Source organism: Shewanella saliphila, assembly GCF_014648295.1.
Classification (GTDB): Bacteria; Pseudomonadota; Gammaproteobacteria; order Enterobacterales; family Shewanellaceae; genus Shewanella; species Shewanella saliphila.
The window spans coordinates 40640-59232 of record NZ_BMQV01000025.1; the positions used below are offsets into that span (position 1 = coordinate 40640).

The 18593-nt window shown below is 43.9% G+C and carries 12 protein-coding genes and 2 pseudogenes; 7 read left to right on the forward strand and 7 right to left on the reverse strand.

Annotated features, from left to right (window positions below; translation table 11 throughout):
• The gene (gene hyaA, locus IEY48_RS12605) at positions 1-1137 is read right to left on the reverse strand and encodes a nickel-dependent hydrogenase small subunit (protein WP_188920831.1); all 1137 of its coding nucleotides are present in this window, start codon (positions 1135-1137) and stop codon (positions 1-3) included.
• Positions 1138-1517: 380 nt separating this feature from the next.
• On the opposite strand from hyaA, the gene IEY48_RS12610 reads away from it, so the two are divergent.
• Complete coding sequence (locus IEY48_RS12610; protein WP_188920832.1) at positions 1518-2369, forward strand: mechanosensitive ion channel family protein; 852 nt, start codon at positions 1518-1520, stop codon at positions 2367-2369.
• A 54-nt stretch (positions 2370-2423) separates the two neighbouring features.
• Here IEY48_RS12610 and IEY48_RS12615 read toward each other — a convergent pair whose 3' ends face one another.
• The 5 genes and pseudogenes from IEY48_RS12615 to IEY48_RS12635 all read right to left on the reverse strand — a co-directional run bounded on the left by IEY48_RS12615 (position 2424) and on the right by IEY48_RS12635 (position 7057).
• Positions 2424-3326, reverse strand: coding sequence for a DMT family transporter (locus tag IEY48_RS12615; protein WP_188920834.1), 903 nt, complete (start codon positions 3324-3326; stop codon positions 2424-2426).
• 181 nt (positions 3327-3507) lie between these two features.
• On the reverse strand, positions 3508-4608 hold the full coding sequence (locus IEY48_RS12620; protein WP_188920836.1) for an alkene reductase: 1101 nt from the start codon (positions 4606-4608) through the stop codon (positions 3508-3510).
• A gap of 13 nt (positions 4609-4621) precedes the next feature.
• Positions 4622-4732, reverse strand: a pseudogene (locus IEY48_RS12625) (lactoylglutathione lyase); the annotation flags it as partial.
• 207 nt (positions 4733-4939) lie between these two features.
• Positions 4940-5758, reverse strand: coding sequence for a RecX family transcriptional regulator (locus tag IEY48_RS12630; RefSeq protein ID WP_188920837.1), 819 nt, complete (start codon positions 5756-5758; stop codon positions 4940-4942).
• A 96-nt stretch (positions 5759-5854) separates the two neighbouring features.
• Complete coding sequence (locus tag IEY48_RS12635; RefSeq protein ID WP_229786435.1) at positions 5855-7057, reverse strand: multidrug effflux MFS transporter; 1203 nt, start codon at positions 7055-7057, stop codon at positions 5855-5857.
• A gap of 336 nt (positions 7058-7393) precedes the next feature.
• On the opposite strand from IEY48_RS12635, the gene IEY48_RS12640 reads away from it, so the two are divergent.
• From IEY48_RS12640 to IEY48_RS12665, 6 genes are all read left to right on the forward strand, one after another.
• Positions 7394-8584: an efflux RND transporter periplasmic adaptor subunit gene (locus tag IEY48_RS12640; protein WP_188920841.1), complete on the forward strand. Its 1191-nt coding sequence runs from the start codon at positions 7394-7396 to the stop codon at positions 8582-8584.
• A gap of 3 nt (positions 8585-8587) precedes the next feature.
• Entirely contained in the window at positions 8588-10531 is a 1944-nt protein-coding gene (locus IEY48_RS12645) for a MacB family efflux pump subunit (protein ID WP_188920842.1), read from the forward strand.
• Positions 10532-10533: 2 nt separating this feature from the next.
• Complete coding sequence (locus IEY48_RS12650; RefSeq protein ID WP_188920844.1) at positions 10534-11931, forward strand: efflux transporter outer membrane subunit; 1398 nt, start codon at positions 10534-10536, stop codon at positions 11929-11931.
• A gap of 388 nt (positions 11932-12319) precedes the next feature.
• The gene (locus IEY48_RS12655; protein WP_188920846.1) at positions 12320-13525 is read left to right on the forward strand and encodes an efflux RND transporter periplasmic adaptor subunit; all 1206 of its coding nucleotides are present in this window, start codon (positions 12320-12322) and stop codon (positions 13523-13525) included.
• Between the two features lie 3 nt (positions 13526-13528).
• Complete coding sequence (locus IEY48_RS12660) at positions 13529-16747, forward strand: efflux RND transporter permease subunit (RefSeq protein ID WP_188920848.1); 3219 nt, start codon at positions 13529-13531, stop codon at positions 16745-16747.
• Positions 16740-18251, forward strand: a complete 1512-nt coding sequence (locus IEY48_RS12665) for an efflux transporter outer membrane subunit (RefSeq protein ID WP_188920850.1) — start codon at positions 16740-16742, stop codon at positions 18249-18251. Before IEY48_RS12660 ends, IEY48_RS12665 begins: the two co-directional genes overlap by 8 nt.
• 170 nt (positions 18252-18421) lie before the next feature.
• On the opposite strand, the pseudogene IEY48_RS12670 reads toward IEY48_RS12665, so the two are convergent.
• Positions 18422-18593 (reverse strand): annotated as a pseudogene (locus tag IEY48_RS12670) (ISAs1 family transposase); the annotation flags it as partial.

Below are 18593 nucleotides of genomic sequence, written 5' to 3' on the forward strand. Positions count from 1 at the left end.
TTAATCCTCCAAAGGCTTAGCAAATACGCTAGCTACTGCATGGGCGCCAATACCAACAACGGTCGCACCTAAAATAACCGCTCCAACTGTGTCAGCGGTGGCATCAATGCCATGTAAAAGTTGACGTCCTAGCGGTTTTTCAAAGTCCGCCATGTCATCCCAAAAATTTTGCTCAGAGCAGCCCATACAGCCATGACCCGCAAGAACAGGCCAACTGGTGTGATGATTAAAACGCTCGGTAGGGCAATTGTTATAGGTATAAGGCCCTTTGCAGCCTACTTTATATAAGCAGTAACCTTCTTTAGCGCCTTCATCGCCAAACTCTTCTACAAACTCACCGGCATCGAAGCGGCCACGACGTTCGCAGTTATCATGTACTCGTGCACCGTAGGCCCATTTAGGACGATTAAACATGTCTAGCGCTGGTAATTTTCCAAACATAATGAAGTACATTAATGTACCAACAATGTTCTTCTCGCTCGGTGGACAGCCGCCTAGGTTAATCACGGTTTTATCAACCACCTCATGAATCCCTTTCGCCCCTGTTGGATTTGGTGATGCTGCTTGTACACCGCCAAACGCCGCACAGGTACCGACTGACACAATCGCAGCAGCGTTTTTAGCGGCTTCTTTAACAATATGCAGCCCAGTGTGTCCCTTACAACCCACGGTTAAAAACGCCCCGTTATTGGCTGTAGGCACCGCACCTTCAACGGCGAGTAAATAACGGCCTTTGTAGGTTTCTAAGGCATGCTCAAGGTTTTCTTCAGCTTGCCAGCCCGACGCGGCCATTAAGGTCTCGTGATACTCAAGCGAGATATGATCAAAAATTAAGGTGTCAAGGTTTGGTGAGTCGGTACGAATAAGCGACTCAGAGCATCCGGTACACTCAGCCATGTGTAACCAAATTAACGGCACACGATCGGCTAATTCAGCGGCTTGGGCCACCAGATTACTAAAGGGTAAAGGGAGAGCTAACATCGCGGTGACCGAAGCGGTCCATTTAATGAAGTCTCGGCGAGATATGCCAAGGTCGGCCATTTTTTGTTGTAATGTTAAAGGCTGACGTTGGGCAAATTGACGTAAATAATCAAGACGCTCTTGGCCTTGCTTATAAAGGGCTGCATGTGTGTCCATGTTGATACCTTCTACTTAATTTAGCGCGGGGCTAATAAATAATTGCATTCCATCAGTATCAATACTAAATCTCAGCTAAAAATCATCCTTGATGTAAATCAACTTGTTGAAAATTTCCTTAACATATTTTCTATATTTGTGTCTAATTTATGATGTTGATCAAGTTAACAAATTTGCACATGGACAAATTGTCTCAATCGCATAATCGCCTCATAATGTGATCTTGGTAAGGTGTTATATGACTAATATTGAATCTATTGTCATGATCTAATCGATATTTCCGCTACTGTTACCTTGTTTTCTCACGTTATAGACAATAAAGTGTCGCCTATAAAGGCATAGCGTTTTTTAATAAATTTTTAACAAAATAGGGCGTGGGTTTGGCAGATAACATAGCATTAGTCATTGATTTTCTTTTTGAGCATAAATTATTTTTTACGGCGCTAATCATCGTCATTATTTCATTGATTAAACACGTCATTATTACGGCAATCCGAGGGGACGTTGCATTTTTATCTGATGTGCAGCGTAAATGGATGTCACGCACTAAAAATGGCGTATTTGTACTCACCATATTGATACTGTTTTTGTTGTGGCAAACCGAGGTCAGTAAATTCGCTTTGTCAGTCACTGCGATTGCCATTGCCCTGGTGATTGCTTCTAAAGAAATCATTCTATGTTTTACCGGTTCTATTCAGCGCGCCAGTTCACGTTCGTTTGTGATTGGCGATTGGATTGAAGTAGGCAACATTTATGGCCAGGTGATTGAGCACAACTTAATGGCGACCGTCATTCAAGAAATTGATTTAGAAAATGGTCAATACCATTTCACCGGCAAAACCGCGACATTACCTAACAGCATGTTTTTTACTTATGCCGTTAAAAACCATAACTTTTTAAAGCGCTATGTTTATCATCACATTACGATAACCGTGGCCAAATTTGACAATTTATACCCGTTATTTCCGGCGTTAATTGAACAAATAGACCATCATTGTGAAGATTTTATTGAAGTCGCCAAACGCTATAACGGCGTGATAGAAAAGCATGCAGGCGTTGATTTGCCAGGAAGTGAACCGCACATTCATGTCACCAGCGGTGCTACAGGTGAGCAAAATGTCCATATTATGATATTTTGCCCAACCGAGCGGGCAATCGAGTTAGATGCCTTAATCCGCCAAGACTTTATGCAAGCCTATCACCAACGATTTGGTACACAAGCTCACGCATAAGCTTATCGTAACTAAACGGTGATAAGTGTTAGCCACTCGTCGCCGTTTTTATTTCTAAGGCTTTTGAGAAGCCACAACAGGTTGTGACTGGGATGATCTATTCTGGAATTTAATATAAATAAACAATGAAAAAATGATGATCCCGCCACCAATTAACTTCTGAGTTTCAACTACTTCTCCCAGAAAACTAACAGATAAAATCAAGGTCCAAATGGGTTCAAGAAGCATAATTAACGACGCTTTTTCAATCTTAACGCTAAATTGCCCCAGAGTTTGCGATAAGTAGCGTATGCAGGTGGCAACAAAGGTTGATATGGCAAACCAAAACAAAATGTGGCTATTTAAACTCACACTCTCAGGGCTGACAATTAACATCACAATCAGGCCGACAGCGCCGATCATAAACAATTGCACACAAATGGAGGTTAGCGGCTTAACGCTGTTTAGTACCTGTTTATTTAACACAAAATGCAGCGACAACAGCACCGACGACAATAAGAAAAACCATTGGCTTTTTTCAACGACCCAACCATCGGTTAAGGTCAGCAACATAATACCAATGCAGGTAATAGGGAGCGTAAGCCAAAAAATGCTAGGTGGCCGCACTTTAAACAGTATCCATGAAATAAATGGCGCAATGATCATCGCCAAACTCATAATAAATGCACCAACAGACAAAGTATTAGAGATTGAAATGGCATAAACCCACACTTCAATTGAGGCGGCTAGCACAACGCCTACAGTGCAAAGTGACAATAACTGTTTAGGCCTTAAGGCGAAGACTTGTTTATAGCAAAAGGGTAATAAAATGATGCTTGCCAGTAAAAATCGTGCGGTAACAAAGGTTTCGCCAGGCACTTCTAAAATCACTAGCTTTGAGGCTATCCAGCCTATACCGGCCAACATAGTCGCCAGTAAAATTAATAATTCACCACGGTATGATTGTTTGTTAAACAAAGTATGACTTCCCAATTTAACGGCAGGGCGATGAGGAATGACAAATACTAACAAAAATAAGTGAAAGCTAAAATAAATAAGCGACTCATTAGAGCCGCTTATTGACTTAATTTACATTGTTATTAAGCCGTTAATTATGTTGATTTTTATCGCTATTAACTCAATCAATTAAGCATCTTGATTAGCTTGGGCTGTATTCAGGGTAATCGGTTAAGCCTTTTTCTGCGCCGCCAAATAATGTCTCTGGCGTATGTGCTGCAAGTGGGTAACCGTGTTTAATGCGTGTAGGTAGATCAGGATTTGATACAAACGGGCGACCAAAACCAATCATATCAGCAAGCCCTGCTTCAATGGTTTGCGCAGCCGTTTGTGGGTTATATCGACCAGCGTAAATTAATGTACCTTTATATGCGGCTCTAACGGATTCTTTAAAGCCTTTTGGGGTTTCTGGCGCATCATCCCAATCCACTTCAGCAAAATGAATGTAAACCACATTGAGCTTATTCAACAGTGCAGCTGCAGCGACATAGGTTTCAACCGGATTAGCATCAACCGTTCCATTGAGCGAGGTAAACGGCGCAAGACGCACACCAACACGTTCAGCGCCAATGGCATCTGATACCGCAGTCACTACCTCTGCAAGAAAACGCAGGCGGTTTTCAATATTGCCGCCATATTCATCGGTACGATTATTGGCATTTGAGTCAATAAACTGATTAATTAAATAACCGTTTGCAGCATGGAGTTCAATACCATCAAAACCTGCTTCTATGGCATTGAGTGCAGCCTGGCGATATTGATCGACTACATGGTCAATATCGGCTTTACTCATGGCGCGTGGCATCACTACATCAACAAACCCCGGCGCATTTGAGCCATCATCCACAAACACTTTTACGTTTTCAGCTTTAAGCGCAGACGATGAAATAGGCTGCTCGCCATTAATGTTATCAGGGTGAGTCACGCGGCCAACATGCCAAAGCTGGGCGAAAATGGTGCCGCCTTTTGCATGTACAGCCTCAGTGACTTTTTGCCAACCAGCAATTTGTGCCGTACTGTAAATACCCGGTGTCCAGGCATAACCCTGGCCCATGGCGGAGATTTGTGTACCTTCAGCAACAATAAGACCTGCAGATGCACGTTGGGCATAATATGTGGCCATAATATCGTTAGCTTCATTGCCCGGTTGCGTGGCGCGTGAGCGAGTCATTGGCGGCATAACAATACGGTTTTTTAAGGTTAAATTGCCCAGTTCAATCGGTTGAAATAATGTATCTGACATTGGGTATTCCTTACTAAATTTGGATAAGTTCGATTTGGTAGCCATCAGGATCGACGATAAAGGCGATGTGGACCGGCCCAGGTTCGCGGGTGACGCTGCCGCCACGGGCTTTAATCTCGTTACAGGTGCTTATCAAGATCGATAACACGAAGCATAGTGTGCAAAAATTTCATATTTTTCTTTCACTGGCATCACACCAACACAATACATTGCGTTAGCGAATGAATATCAATTCTGCCAATGTACACCTAAGGCGAGTAAACATAAAATTATGATTTATTATCAATTTAATAAATTTTTGTTATCAATATGCAGTGGTACTAAAACGTAACTAGGTGAGCAATTCATCCTCAATCACCATGGCTTCTTTAATCTCATCACTGCTAAATCCTTTGCGTGACAAATAAGCATAAGCTTTCGATTTTTCTTTGTTATCAGCGAGGTTATAACGCTTTTTAGCCAGCTCATTTTTACAGCTTTGATAAAAATCGATATCATCAGATAAACTGAGTTGATACACAGTGTCTTCAAAGTTAGTCACATCAATCAGCCGTTGTTTGAGCTCTTGCAAAATGAGTGTTTTGCCTTTGCCTTTATTAAACAGCTTGATGATCTCACGGGATAAGTCAGCTTTGTCCGCTTTAATGGCTAATTTTGATCGCAAGGTATCGCGCTGTGGATGTTGGGCTAACGCGTGGTCAATTTCGGCCCGCGAAAAACCTTTAGTGGTCATTTGCGCGTACACTTTCTCTTTGCTGGTGGCCTCAAAATGATCGTACTTATTACGTAATCTGGCAGCGGCCATGGCATAGCTATCTATTTGCTGTGCTTCCACCACTTGCCCAATAGCGTGTTCAATATCATTCATGGCAATGCCGCGTTGTTGTAACTTACGCTTAATTGCGCCAGCGCCCATTTCATTGCTAAACGCCAGTTCACAATAGCGCACGGCAAAATCAACATCTTGTTTGACATAGCCGCCTTCAATTAACCTGGCTAACACTGTGTCAACCCATTGTTGGTTATCGGTTTTGCGTTCAAGTTTGCTGCGGATTTCATTAATGGTGAAATCCTGCTGGCTTAAATGCCAATAAGCACTATTGAAAACATTATCAATGGTTTTGGCTTGTCGAAGTGGAGGGCGCTGCATAATAGTGTGTAATGATAGAGTGATAATAGACTTAGCCACATTCTAGCAGAATGTGGCATAGGTTAGTTGCACATCGACAGCTCGTCTTATTATCGTTTATGGTGTTGTAAGATGATCAACAACATAAGCTTTGTTTTTAGCCAAATACCACATAATACTGGCTAAGGCGCCAATGCTAAATTGAATGATCGCCAAATTGTGGATTAAATTATCTGGATGCAATGTCACCAAGGTCATCCCGATTGCACCAGCCATCATAGAGCAAAACTGGATCACCGCGACTGCAGAGCCTGTGTCACTGGTTTGTTGCTCTAGCATTAAGTTAATCCCAGGTACACGAGTCACAATCACCATTAATGTTGCAGGCGCGGCTAGGCAGGCAAACAACCACGGCGATAAGTGGCCTATGTTATAAGTCAGTACGCCAATCAACATTAATATCAAATAACACACACTAATAATGTTGCTGACCTTAACTCGGTTAGATAATTTGATGTAAATGGTGGGGCCAAATGAGGCAAATAGAGCATTAAAGGCAAACGCATAACTAAAGGTTTGTTCTGATAAACCAAAACCGTCGATATAAATGTATGAACCGGCGGCTAAAAACGACATCAAGGTCATCGGTGGCAAGGTGAAAATGAGCAGTAGCGAAATAAATTTAGGGTTATTTGACACCACAGCGAGTCGGCCCCATGAGCGTAAAACTGAGCCGGTATAGCGTTGCTCTATGGTTTCACGAAAACCAAAGGCCAACACTGTCGATAACGCGCCAAAAATCGCCAGTGCGACAAACATCATATGCCACGAGCCAATTTTTAATAAAAATGCCCCCAGAACCGGAGCAACCATAGGTGCAATAATCACTAACGACATAATTGTCGCCATAATTTTTTCGCGCTCGCGACCATCATATAAGTCTTTAACGATAGCAGTGGCAACTACTGTGACTGCGCTGCCACCAAAAGCTTGTACTAGCCGCGCGCTAATCAGCATTTCAACATTGTTTGCCATTGCACACAGCAAACTGGCCACCACATAAATCCCTAAACCGAGCAACATAATGGGTTTACGGCCAAACTTTTCACTTAATGGCCCCCAAAATAATAAGCCCAGCGCATACGTGACAAAGTAAACACTCAGGGTAAGGTTGACCATGGTTTGAGTGGTATTCAGCATCTCGACCATCGTAGGCAAGGCTGGTAAATACAGATCGGTTGTTAACGGCGGAAATGCGCTAACAATTACTAAAAAGAATAATGTACCAGACGGGCCTAACACGGGCTGTTTAACGTTCAATCTCATACTCCAATTGATTGCAATTCATTAGCAATACATATCGACTGTTTATGATACCGCATTAGGGGTTAAGACAGGGTTAACTTGAGTGGCTTACTGGCAAACAAACATAAAACTTTATAATTTAAAAACATATTGTTACATATCTATTTACATTCAATTACGTTGTGCAGACATAGTTTTACAGCGCGGCATGTAAAATTATCTCATCAAAATAATACGCTAAATGCCTAGCGTCAAAAACATCACGTTAAACCTTGAACATTTTTGATGTGTTAACGATCAAAATCACTCATTGTAATTAACCCATGTTATACCTGTGGATGTGACTCAAACATGAAAAAAACCAGTAGAAAAAAACTGATTATCGTCATTATTGCAATCGTGTTGATTATTTCAGGCGGTGCTTTTTTTGCCTTAAACAGCGGCAGCCCAGCACCAAGTTATGCCACTGAGCCGGTTCGCCGTGGTGATATTGAAAACAGTGTGCTGGCAAATGGCATGCTGCAAGCGTCTAAGTTAGTCAGCGTGGGCGCGCAGGCTTCAGGCCAAATTATCAATTTACCGGTTACGCTTGGGCAGCTGGTTAAACAGGGCGAGTTAATTGCTCAAATAGACAGCTTAACTCAGCAAAACACCTTAAAAGAAGCCATTGCTTCACTCACAAGTAACAAAGCGGAATACCGCGCCAAACAAGCGCAAATAAACCAGGCTCAACAAGAGTTTGACCGACAAAAAGCCATGTTGGCCGATAACGCCAGTTCAAAAGCAGATTATGAATCAGCCCAAGCATCCCTGTTAGTATATCAAGCCGAACTCGACCAACTCATGGCGCAACAAGAACAGGTTAAACTCAGTGTAGAAAGCGCGCAGCTTGATTTGGGTTATACCACTATTAAAGCACCAATGGATGGCATTGTGGTGTACACCGCTGTGACAGTTGGTCAAACCGTTAACTCATCACAATCGACTCCAACCATTGTTGAGTTAGCTGATTTAAGTCAAATGACCGTCAAGGCGCAAATATCAGAAGCTGATGTGATTAAAGTTAAACCTGGGCAATCGGTATACTTTACAATTTTAGGTCAACCTCAAAAGCGTTTCCATGCCACCTTACGCGCCATTGAACCTGGGCCGACCATTATGGACGGTGATGACAGTGACATGACCTCAAGTGACACCGACGCCATTTATTACAACGGCCTATTTGATGTTGATAACCCTGACGGTGTGTTACGTATTGGCATGACCGCAGAAGTGTCGATTATTCTTAATCAAGCTAAAGATGTCATTGTGGTGCCTTCGCAAATATTACAAAGAAATCCGGGGCCAAGACCTAGCTATAGTGTGCCGGTGTTAGTGAATGATGAAATTGAATATCGCAATGTTAGTGTTGGGATAAACAATAAAGTTAACGCTGAGATTACCGAAGGACTTGAAGAAGGCGACCAAATCGTACTCGGGGCAGCTTCATCCGATACCGTTAGTAACCAACGAGGCAATCGTCGCCCACCGATGGGGTTCTAAGCAATGAATGAAGCTTCACTACTTAGTATTTCAGGTGTTTATCGCTCATTTAGTGCAGGCGAGCAACAACTCACTGTACTAAACGACATTAATCTCGACATTAACCGCGGTGAAATGGTGGCAATTGTTGGCGCTTCTGGCTCGGGCAAGTCCACCTTAATGAATATATTAGGCTGTTTAGACAAACCGTCTGAAGGCCAATATTTCATTAATGGTCAAGACACCTCCACCATGGATGCAGACCAACTGGCGCAATTACGCCGTGAACATTTTGGTTTTATCTTTCAGCGTTATCATTTATTGGGCGATCTTGATGCTGTCGGTAACGTTGAAATCCCAGCCATTTATGCTGGTAAAGATAAAAAACAGCGTACCGAACGTGCCCAAGGTTTATTGTCTCGGTTAGGCCTTGCTGATCGACTTGACCATAAACCCGGCCAACTCAGTGGCGGGCAGCAACAACGTGTCAGTGTGGCGCGAGCGCTGATGAATGGCGGCGATGTTATCTTAGCCGACGAGCCAACCGGTGCACTTGATAGTCACAGCGGTAAAGAGATGATGAACTTACTGCAAGAGCTTCATCAAGATGGTCACACCATTATTTTGGTCACCCACGACATGGACGTTGCTCATTTTGCCGATCGCATTATTGAGCTTAAAGACGGGGTGATTATTCGTGATGTTGAGAATGCAAAGCCCACTCAACACAAGACATTACCTGAGGTGCCAAGCACGAAAACTTCGTGGTTAAATTGGGACCGTTACATCGAAGCATTTAAAATGGCTTTACTGGCCATGTTATCGCATCGGTTACGCACCTTTTTAACCATGCTTGGCATTATTATTGGTATCGCATCAGTGGTATCAGTGGTGGCGCTCGGAGAAGGCTCGCGGCAATCCGTGTTAGAAAACATCAGTTCCATGGGAACCAACACCATTGATATCCGCTCCGGCACCGGGTTTGGTGACAGAAGATCCGCTAGGATCCGCACATTAACCGCACAAGACAGCGAGTCGCTTAAAGTGCTGCCCTATGTTGACAGCGTGACACCTTCAATCAGTAGTTCAGGCACAATTCGTTATGGCAACCAAGCGGTTTCAGCCAGTTTCAGCGGCGTGGGCCTCGATTACTTTAGGGTGCGTGGCTACACGCTAGCCGCCGGCCAATATTGGGATGATGACAGCGAAACCGTCATGGCACAGCAAGCGGTAATTGACGACAATACACGTAAATCGTTGTTTCCTGAGCGTCCAGCCGTGGGTGAAGTGATTTTTCTTGATGACTTACCCGTGCGCATTATTGGCGTCACTAAAGCCAAAGAAAGTGCCTTTGGTAACAGTGATTCACTCAATGTTTGGGTGCCTTACACAACCGTGTCGGCACGTATGGTCGGTCAGCGCTACCTAGACAGTATTACAGTAAGGATTGATCAATCTGCATCAAGCAGTGCCGCAGAACAAGGCATTATTGCCCTATTAAAAATGCGCCATGGTACCGAAGATTTTTTCACCATCAATACTGACACGATCCGTCAAAGTATCGAAAAAACCACCCAAACCATGACATTGCTTATTTCAGCCATTGCGGTTATTTCGCTGATCGTTGGCGGGATTGGGGTAATGAACATTATGTTGGTGTCAGTCACCGAACGTACCCGAGAAATTGGTGTGCGTATGGCGGTAGGGGCAAGGCAAGGGGATATATTGCGCCAGTTTCTTATTGAGGCGGTGTTAGTGTGTTTATGTGGTGGCGCCATTGGTATTGGCCTTGCGTACTTAATTGGCCAAATCTTTGCCTTTACCGGCGGGAGTTTCCAAATGATTTACTCTACCGCATCCATTGTTGCTGCATTTGCCTGCTCAACGTTAATTGGAATTTTGTTTGGCTTTTTACCGGCACGCAATGCGGCACAGCTCGACCCCGTTGATGCGTTAGCGAGAGAATAATAATGATAAACCCAAGTTTTACACTCAAACTGTCAAGTATTGCTCTGTGCATGTCGCTCACTACCGCCTGCAGTAGCTTTACTCACACTGATTTTACGCCGCCAGATGTTAGCATTCCTGCAAGCTGGCAAAGTGTTAGTGTTAATCAACAAGTTAAACTTGACCCTTGGTGGCAACGCTTTAACAACCCAGAACTTAACCAGCTTATCGAGCAAGTGTTATTAACCAATAACGATTTAGCGCTTGCCACGTTAACCTTACGCAGTGCTAGGCTACAAGCGGGATTAACTGACACACAACGCTACCCACAAGTGAGTGCCAGCGTGAATGGCGACAAAAGCAAAAATCTAGATGGCGGGGCAAGCGTAAGTGACTATGGCACTAACGTATCACTGAGTTACGAAGTGGATTTATGGGGCCGAGTTTCTGCCGATATGGATGCAGCTAAATGGGCCAGTTTAGCCAGCGAGCAAGACAGAGAAAGCACCGCCCAAAGTTTAGTGTCCACCACGGCCATATTGTATTGGCAAATTGGTTATCTAAAACAAAGCCTTACTCTTAGCCAAAATAGTATTGATTATGCCTTGCAAACTTATGATCTTGCAGAGCGTCAATATCGTTCTGGCTCCGTGTCGCAACTCAATGTATTTGAGGCAAAACGCAGCTTAGCAGGGCAACAGGCAAGCCATAGCGAGCTTGAGCAGCAACTCGTTGAAGCGCAAAATGCACTGGCCATATTGTTTAACCAGCCGCCAGCAAAAATGGCCATTAATATCAAACAATTGCCAGACGCTGAACTGCCTAGCATTGCAGCAGGTATTCCTGCCGATGTGTTAATTCGCAGGCCAGATGTGAAATCGGCACTGTATGAACTTAAATCTGCTTATTCAGCAAAAGATGCCACATTTGCCGGTTACTTACCTACCTTGTCACTTTCTGGCTCGTTAGGAACATCATCAACAGAGCTAAAAGAGTTATTGCAAAACCCCATTGGTACACTGGGAGCAAATTTACTATTGCCATTTGTGCAATGGAACGAAATGCAATTGTATAAAGAGCTTGCCACAGTGGAGGTCGAGTCGGCCGTTGTGAGCTACAGACAAACCTTGTACAACGCCTTTCAAGAAGTCGATAACGCTATTTCTGCACGGCAACATTATCAATATCAAGCACAAAAGTTACGTGAGCAATATCAAGCAGCCATAGCTGCGGAGCAGATTTACGCCAGCCAATACCGCCATGGCGCAGTGAGTATTCAAGACTGGTTAGATGCACAAGAAACCCAGCGCAGCGCCGAAGTGTCGTTATTAGCCAACCGCTATAATTTGTTCAGCGCCCAAGCGACCTTGTATCAAGCCCTTGGGGGCAGTGATATTGCGCCGCCAATTACAAATAACTGATGCTTTGGTACAACGAATGCTTTCGTGATTGCACCATAAACATAGCAAGCACGATAGTTCGTGTATCAGCAGCAAAAATCCAATATCAGCCATGATATTGGATTTTTGCTTTAGTGATGGTTTTTATGCTGCTCTAATATGCTTTTAGTTCGCTGCTTTATGCTTGGTCACTCATATCACCAGAATAAGGTTAACATTCTGATCATTATACTCATCACTTAACACTCGCTAATTGGTCTGATCACTCTTAATGACTCATTAATCTGCGCAACCTTAACCCACCATTAACCACCCGTTAGTTATCCTTAGGTAACATCAAGTCTTTGTGGATACATGAACGTCAGTCCACTTAATGATATCGAGTACTTATTATAACGAGGATAGCTTAATGAATATGTACCTAAGGGGTTCAATAGGTCTTTTTATCACAGTGTTGTTGCTTAGCGGTTGTGAGCAACAAAACGTGTCGCAAGTCGCAACACCTCAAATGGCCCAGGCTACAGCAGTTTCTTATGTAAAAGTAAGCCTCTCTACACATAATATTGATACCAAATTGCAAGGTCGAGTGACGGCCTCAAAAGAGGCAGAAGTGCGTCCACAGGTAAGCGGTATTATTCAAAAGCGTTTATTTACCGAAGGCCAAATGGTGGAACAAGGCCAAACGTTATATCAAATTGAATCTGAAACATATCAAGCCGCTTATAACGAGGCAAAAGCAACCTTAAACAGCGCTGTGGCGGTATTTGATGCGGCAAAATTAAAAGATGAACGTTACGCCAATTTATTAAAAATTGAAGGCGTGTCTCAGCAAGATGCCGACGAGGCACATGCCGCACATATTGAGGCAAAAGCCAATGTTGAAATGTATCAAGCGGCAGTAGACACGGCAAAAATCAACCTTAAATATACTAAAGTGTTGGCACCAATCTCTGGCCGCATTGGCATCTCTTCGGTCACTGAAGGTGCCCTTGTGAGTGCTCAACAAGATTCAGCCTTAGCGACAATTAGAACGTTAGACCCTATTTATGTCGACATGACCCAAAGCAGTAAATCGTTGCTTAAAATGCGCAAATTAATGCTCGACAAGGGCATCAATCAAGGCACAACAGATGTCACGCTAACCCTAGAAGATGGTAGCGACTATGAACTAACCGGTGAACTAAAAATGCAAGAAGTTGCCGTAGATGCGTCTACGGGAGCGGTAACGTTACGTGCAGAATTTCCTAATCCTAATGGCTTTCTACTTCCAGGCATGTTTGTGCGTGCTAGCGTAAATGAAGGTGTCAATAACAAGGCAATTTTGGTACCACAGCAGGGCATTTATCATAGTGCGACAGATAAAACATATGCCTATGTGATCAATCAAGACAACATGGTTGAAAAGCGTAGCGTAGAAATTGCAAGCGCCGTAGATAACAAATGGGTAGTGACTGATGGACTGTCGAGTAATGACAAGCTACTTGTTGAAGGCTCTAGTAAAGTACGACCTGGCAGCCAAGTTAAGCCGATCCAAGTAGAAATGGACAGCTACGGGGTGATGATTGCTCACGTTGATAATGACCAAGTGACACTTGCTTCACAAGGGAGTAAATAACTTATGTTAGCGCGCTTTTTTATCGATCGTCCCGTTTTTGCGTGGGTTATTTCAATTATTATTATGCTAACGGGTATCGCGTCCATTATGTCGTTACCTATTGCACAATATCCCAGTGTTGCTCCCCCAGTGATCAGTGTGAGTACTACTTATACCGGTGCTGATGCGCAAACGGTAGAAAACAGTGTCACACAAATTTTGGAGCAGCAATTAACCGGCCTTGATGGTTTGTTGTATTTTTCATCGTCAAGTACATCAGATGGTTCAGCTTCTGTTGATATTACCTTTGAGCAAGATACTGATGCCGACTACGCTCAGGTACAGGTGCAAAATAAGGTTGAACAAGTCAGCTCTCGTTTCCCGGAGGCCGTGCAGTCTGAAGGGGTAACTGTCACCAAATCAAATACTGACTTTTTACTCGTTGTGTCTGTTTATGATGCAACCGATCAAGCGACGGCTGCAGATATTTCTGACTACATTACCTCTAACATGGAAGACTCATTAGCGCGTGTAGAAGGGGTGGGCGATACCCGAGTATTTGGCTCTGAATATGCTATGCGCATTTGGCTAGACCCAACTAAATTAGCCGCCTATGAGCTTATGGCGTCAGACATTACCAGCGCCTTAGAGGCACAAAACGTACAAGTACCAGCTGGTAATATTGGTGCCAGTCCAACCTTAGCAACCCAAGAATTAAACGCGACAGTAACAGCGCAATCGATGATGTCTACCCCTGAAGAGTTTCGCAATATCATTGTGAAATATGACTCAACAGGCGCCAATGTATTGTTGAGTGATGTAGCAAGAGTTGAAATGGGTAGCGAAACTTATGGCGTCATCTCTCGTTTAAACGGTCACCCATCTTCTGGTATTGCCATCATGTTGTCGCCAGGGGCTAATGCCTTAGACACTGCCACAGCGGTGAAAAGTAAGGTAGCAGAATTAGCCGCTAAGTTACCCACAGGCTATGAAACGGCATTTCCAAAAGACAGCACTGAATTTATTAAAATCTCGATTACTGAAGTGGTACACACGCTAGCAGAAGCCGTTGTGTTGGTCGTTTTGGTGATGTGGCTGTTTTTACAAAACTGGCGCGCAACGCTGATCCCTGCTATTGCAGTGCCTGTGGTTTTACTGGGCACATTTGGGGTGTTATCAGCCTTTGGCTTTTCGATTAACACTTTAACCATGTTCGGTATTGTGCTTTCTATCGGCCTGTTAGTGGACGATGCCATTGTGGTAGTCGAAAACGTTGAGCGTTTAATGGAAGATGAAAACCTTTCGCCGCGAGACGCCACAATTAAATCCATGTCAGAAATTACAGGGGCGTTAATCGGTATTGCTGTTGTACTGTCAGCCGTATTTCTGCCAATGGCGTTTTTTGGAGGCTCTACCGGCGTTATTTATAAGCAGTTTTCAGTCGCTATTGTATCTTCGATGATATTGTCGGTGATTGTTGCCTTAACCCTAAGTCCAACATTATGTGCCACGCTTCTTAAGCACAAAGCGCCCAAAGAGAGCGGTGGCGATAAATCGCAAAAGGGCCAACGTACCAGCTTTTTTGGCAAATTTAATGCGATGTTTAATCATTTAACCACGTCATATACCGGCCATGTGGGCCGAATTGTTAACCAAAAATTTCGTTGGTTAGTGGTGTATGCAATCATTATTGGCGTATTAAGTGTGTTAATTATCCGCATGCCAACAGGCTTTCTACCAAATGAAGACCAAGGCAGTATCATGTTTCAGGTCAATTTACCTGAAGGCGCATCGATTAAACGCACGCGTGCAGCAGTAGAGCAAGTTGAAGATTACTTAATCAATGAAGAATCTGCTGTCGTCGATAAAGCCTTTTCTATTGCTGGCTTTAACTTTTCAGGTACCGGGCAAAATGCGGGAATGGGTTTTGTGTCCATGTATTCGTGGGATGATCGCACCGAAGATGATGAAAGCGCAGATGCATTAATTGAGCGTATTAACAGAAACTTATCAGGTATTCGTGATGCAAGTGTGTTTGCGTTGTCGCAAGCGGTGATTCAAGGTTTAGGGCAAAGCAATGGCTTTACCTTTGAGCTACAGGCCGCTGCCGGGACCAGTCGAGATGAGCTCACCACCTTAAAAAATGAGTTATTAACTCGGGCACGACAAAGTGAGTTGATCACCAGTATTCGTGAAGGCGCATTAAGTGATACACCACAGCTTAAAATTGATATTGATAATAGCAAGGCAAGTGCGCTTGGCCTGTCGATGGCGGATATTTCAGATACATTAACATCGGCTTGGGCTGGCAGTTACGTCAATGACTTCATTGACGACGGTAGAGTGAAAAAAGTCTACATTGAAAGTGAATCGGCGTATCGCGCTAAACCCGAAGACTTACACGAGTGGTATGTCCGTGGGACTAATGCAGATGGTGACACCACCATGACATCGTTTGAAGCATTTAGCAGCTCTTCTTGGTCAAGTGCGCCTCAAAGTTTATCTCGCTTTAACGGCATTGCTTCTTATCAAATTCAAGGCTCTGCTGCCAGCGGCGTGAGCTCTGGTGAGGCTATGGCTGAAATGGAGCGCTTAGTTGAGGAGGTAGGGCAAGGTAAATTGGCTTACTCTTGGAGCGGATTATCGTACCAAGAAAAGATTGCCAGTGGCCAATCAACTATGCTGTATGCGATATCTATCCTAGTGGTGTTCCTCGCGTTAGCGGCCCTGTACGAAAGCTGGTCAGTGCCATTTTCGGTGATTATGGTGATCCCTTTGGGTGTGTTAGGCGCGGCATTGGCCTCAACGTTACGAGGGTTAGAAAACGACATTTATTTCCAAGTGGCGTTACTGACAACGATCGGTCTGGCATCAAAGAACGCCATATTAATTGTTGAGTTCGCAGAAGAATCTTACCAAAAAGGGATGTCGTTAATTGAGGCCGCAGTGAATGCTGCGCGATTAAGATTACGCCCCATTATTATGACATCATTAGCCTTCATGTTCGGGATTTTACCTTTAGCAACGTCGAGCGGTGCGGGGGCAAACAGTCGTATATCCATTGGTACAGGTATTATTGGTGGGACATTAACCGCCACAGTATTGGGAATATTTTTAGTGCCTATGTTCTTTGTGTTAGTGCGTGGCTTGTTCCCTAAGCGTCGTCCGGTATATCACGACACAGACAATAAACACCCAGAACATGCCTTAGTTCAAACGCAGTTGGAGAATGGCCATGACTAATTATTTTGTATCACATCATGCACCATTTGCCGATGTCATCAATAAAACCAAGCAACACCTAGTTAAACCAAGGTGCAGCGCGAGGTTATTACCTATTGTTGCAGCATTAGTGCTCGCAGGATGCAGTACAATGGCGCCAGATTATAATCGTTCAGATTCAGCTGTCGCCAATGAATGGCAGCTCGACAGTGTTGCACAAACCCAAGGGCTATCTTCGCAACAGGCAATAGATATTCCATGGAAAGATTTTATAAAAGATGAGCGCTTAGTTAGCCTTATCGATATGGGATTAAACAGCAGCAGAACCCTTAGAGAAACCCTTGCTGACGTTGAATCAGCAAGAGCGACATATCGAGTGCAACGATCTGATCTATTCCCTGAACTAGACGTCAGTTTAAGTGGGGATCGAAGTAAAGCGTCAACGGGTGATATTAGCACCAGTTATGAGGCCGCAGCAGGACTGAGCAGTTACGAACTCGATTTGTTTGGTAAAAATCGCAGTTTAACGGTTGCAGAAATGGAAGCCTATCTCGCCAGTGAAGAAACGGCAAAAGCGGCAAAAATAACGCTTATTGGTGAAATCGCCAGCGCGTGGTTAACCTTAGCTGCCGACAGTAATCTGCTGTCGCTGGCAGAAGAAACGGCCACGAATGCAAAACAAGCGATGGACATTACCCAAAAGCGATTATCCTACGGGATTGATTCACGCATAGATGTGGCTAGCGCTGAAACGATTTATTATTCTGCTCGTTCTGATATAGCCAGTTATAAAACTCAAGTAGAGCAAGATATTAATGCTTTACGCTTGTTGGTGGGGGAACAATTTGACGAAAATTTATTGGCCTTTGCTTTACCGGGCAATGACAGTGTAGTAACAGACGTACCGGCAGGAGTGTCTTCAACGATATTGCTAGAACGTCCTGATGTATTGTCAGCTGAGCACAGTTTAAAATCCACTAATGCCAATATTGGTGCCGCTCGTGCAGCCTTTTTTCCGACGATTTCACTCACCGCCAACGGTGGCCTTGCCAGCTCGGTGTTGTCTGATATTTTCAGTGGTGGAGCAAGCTCGATTTGGAGTGTCGCGCCAAGCATTAGCTTACCCATATTCAATGGCGGCGAAAATGAAGCGAATTTAGCTTATAGCGAAGCGCAACAACAAAAGTACTTGGCATCCTATGAATACGCCATTCAAAGTGCGTTTACCGAGGTTGCCGATACGCTGGCAAGGCGGGCGACAATTCAAGATCAACTTGATGCGCAAAATGCCTTAGTTGAGGCGTCAACAAGAAGCTATCAACTCTCTCTTGCACGTTATGAAAATGGCATCGACAGCTTTCAAACCGCACTGGAGTCGCAACGCACTATGTACAGTGCCAAGCAGTCGCTCATTACAACGCGCCAAGCCGATTTGGATAACCGTATCACGTTGTACAAAGTGTTAGGCGGTGGTGTAGCGGGTAGTACTAATACGTTAGTCAATAACGACTCACAGAAAGAGTAAACAATGACGGTTCATTGATTTAAATAAAAGCCGAAAGCACATTAGATGTTTTCGGCTTTTTTATTTGCTAGACGTTAACTAAACGTCATTTTCGTGGCGATGCTGATGCGAGCGGCTTAACTATTGCGTCTGTGCTGACCATCAGTCAATGATCACCATTTCTTTTGTTTGGTGCTGGCTCTATCTTCACGATTGTATGACCCTCGAAGCGTTTTTCCATCGATAGCAACGACTTGACCTTCTGTAATTGTGTGTATCGAAGACATCCAATTGATAAAACATTGGTGAAACTGCTCAGGTTCAATGGTTGATATGATACGAGCAATTGTGTCATCAGCGGGA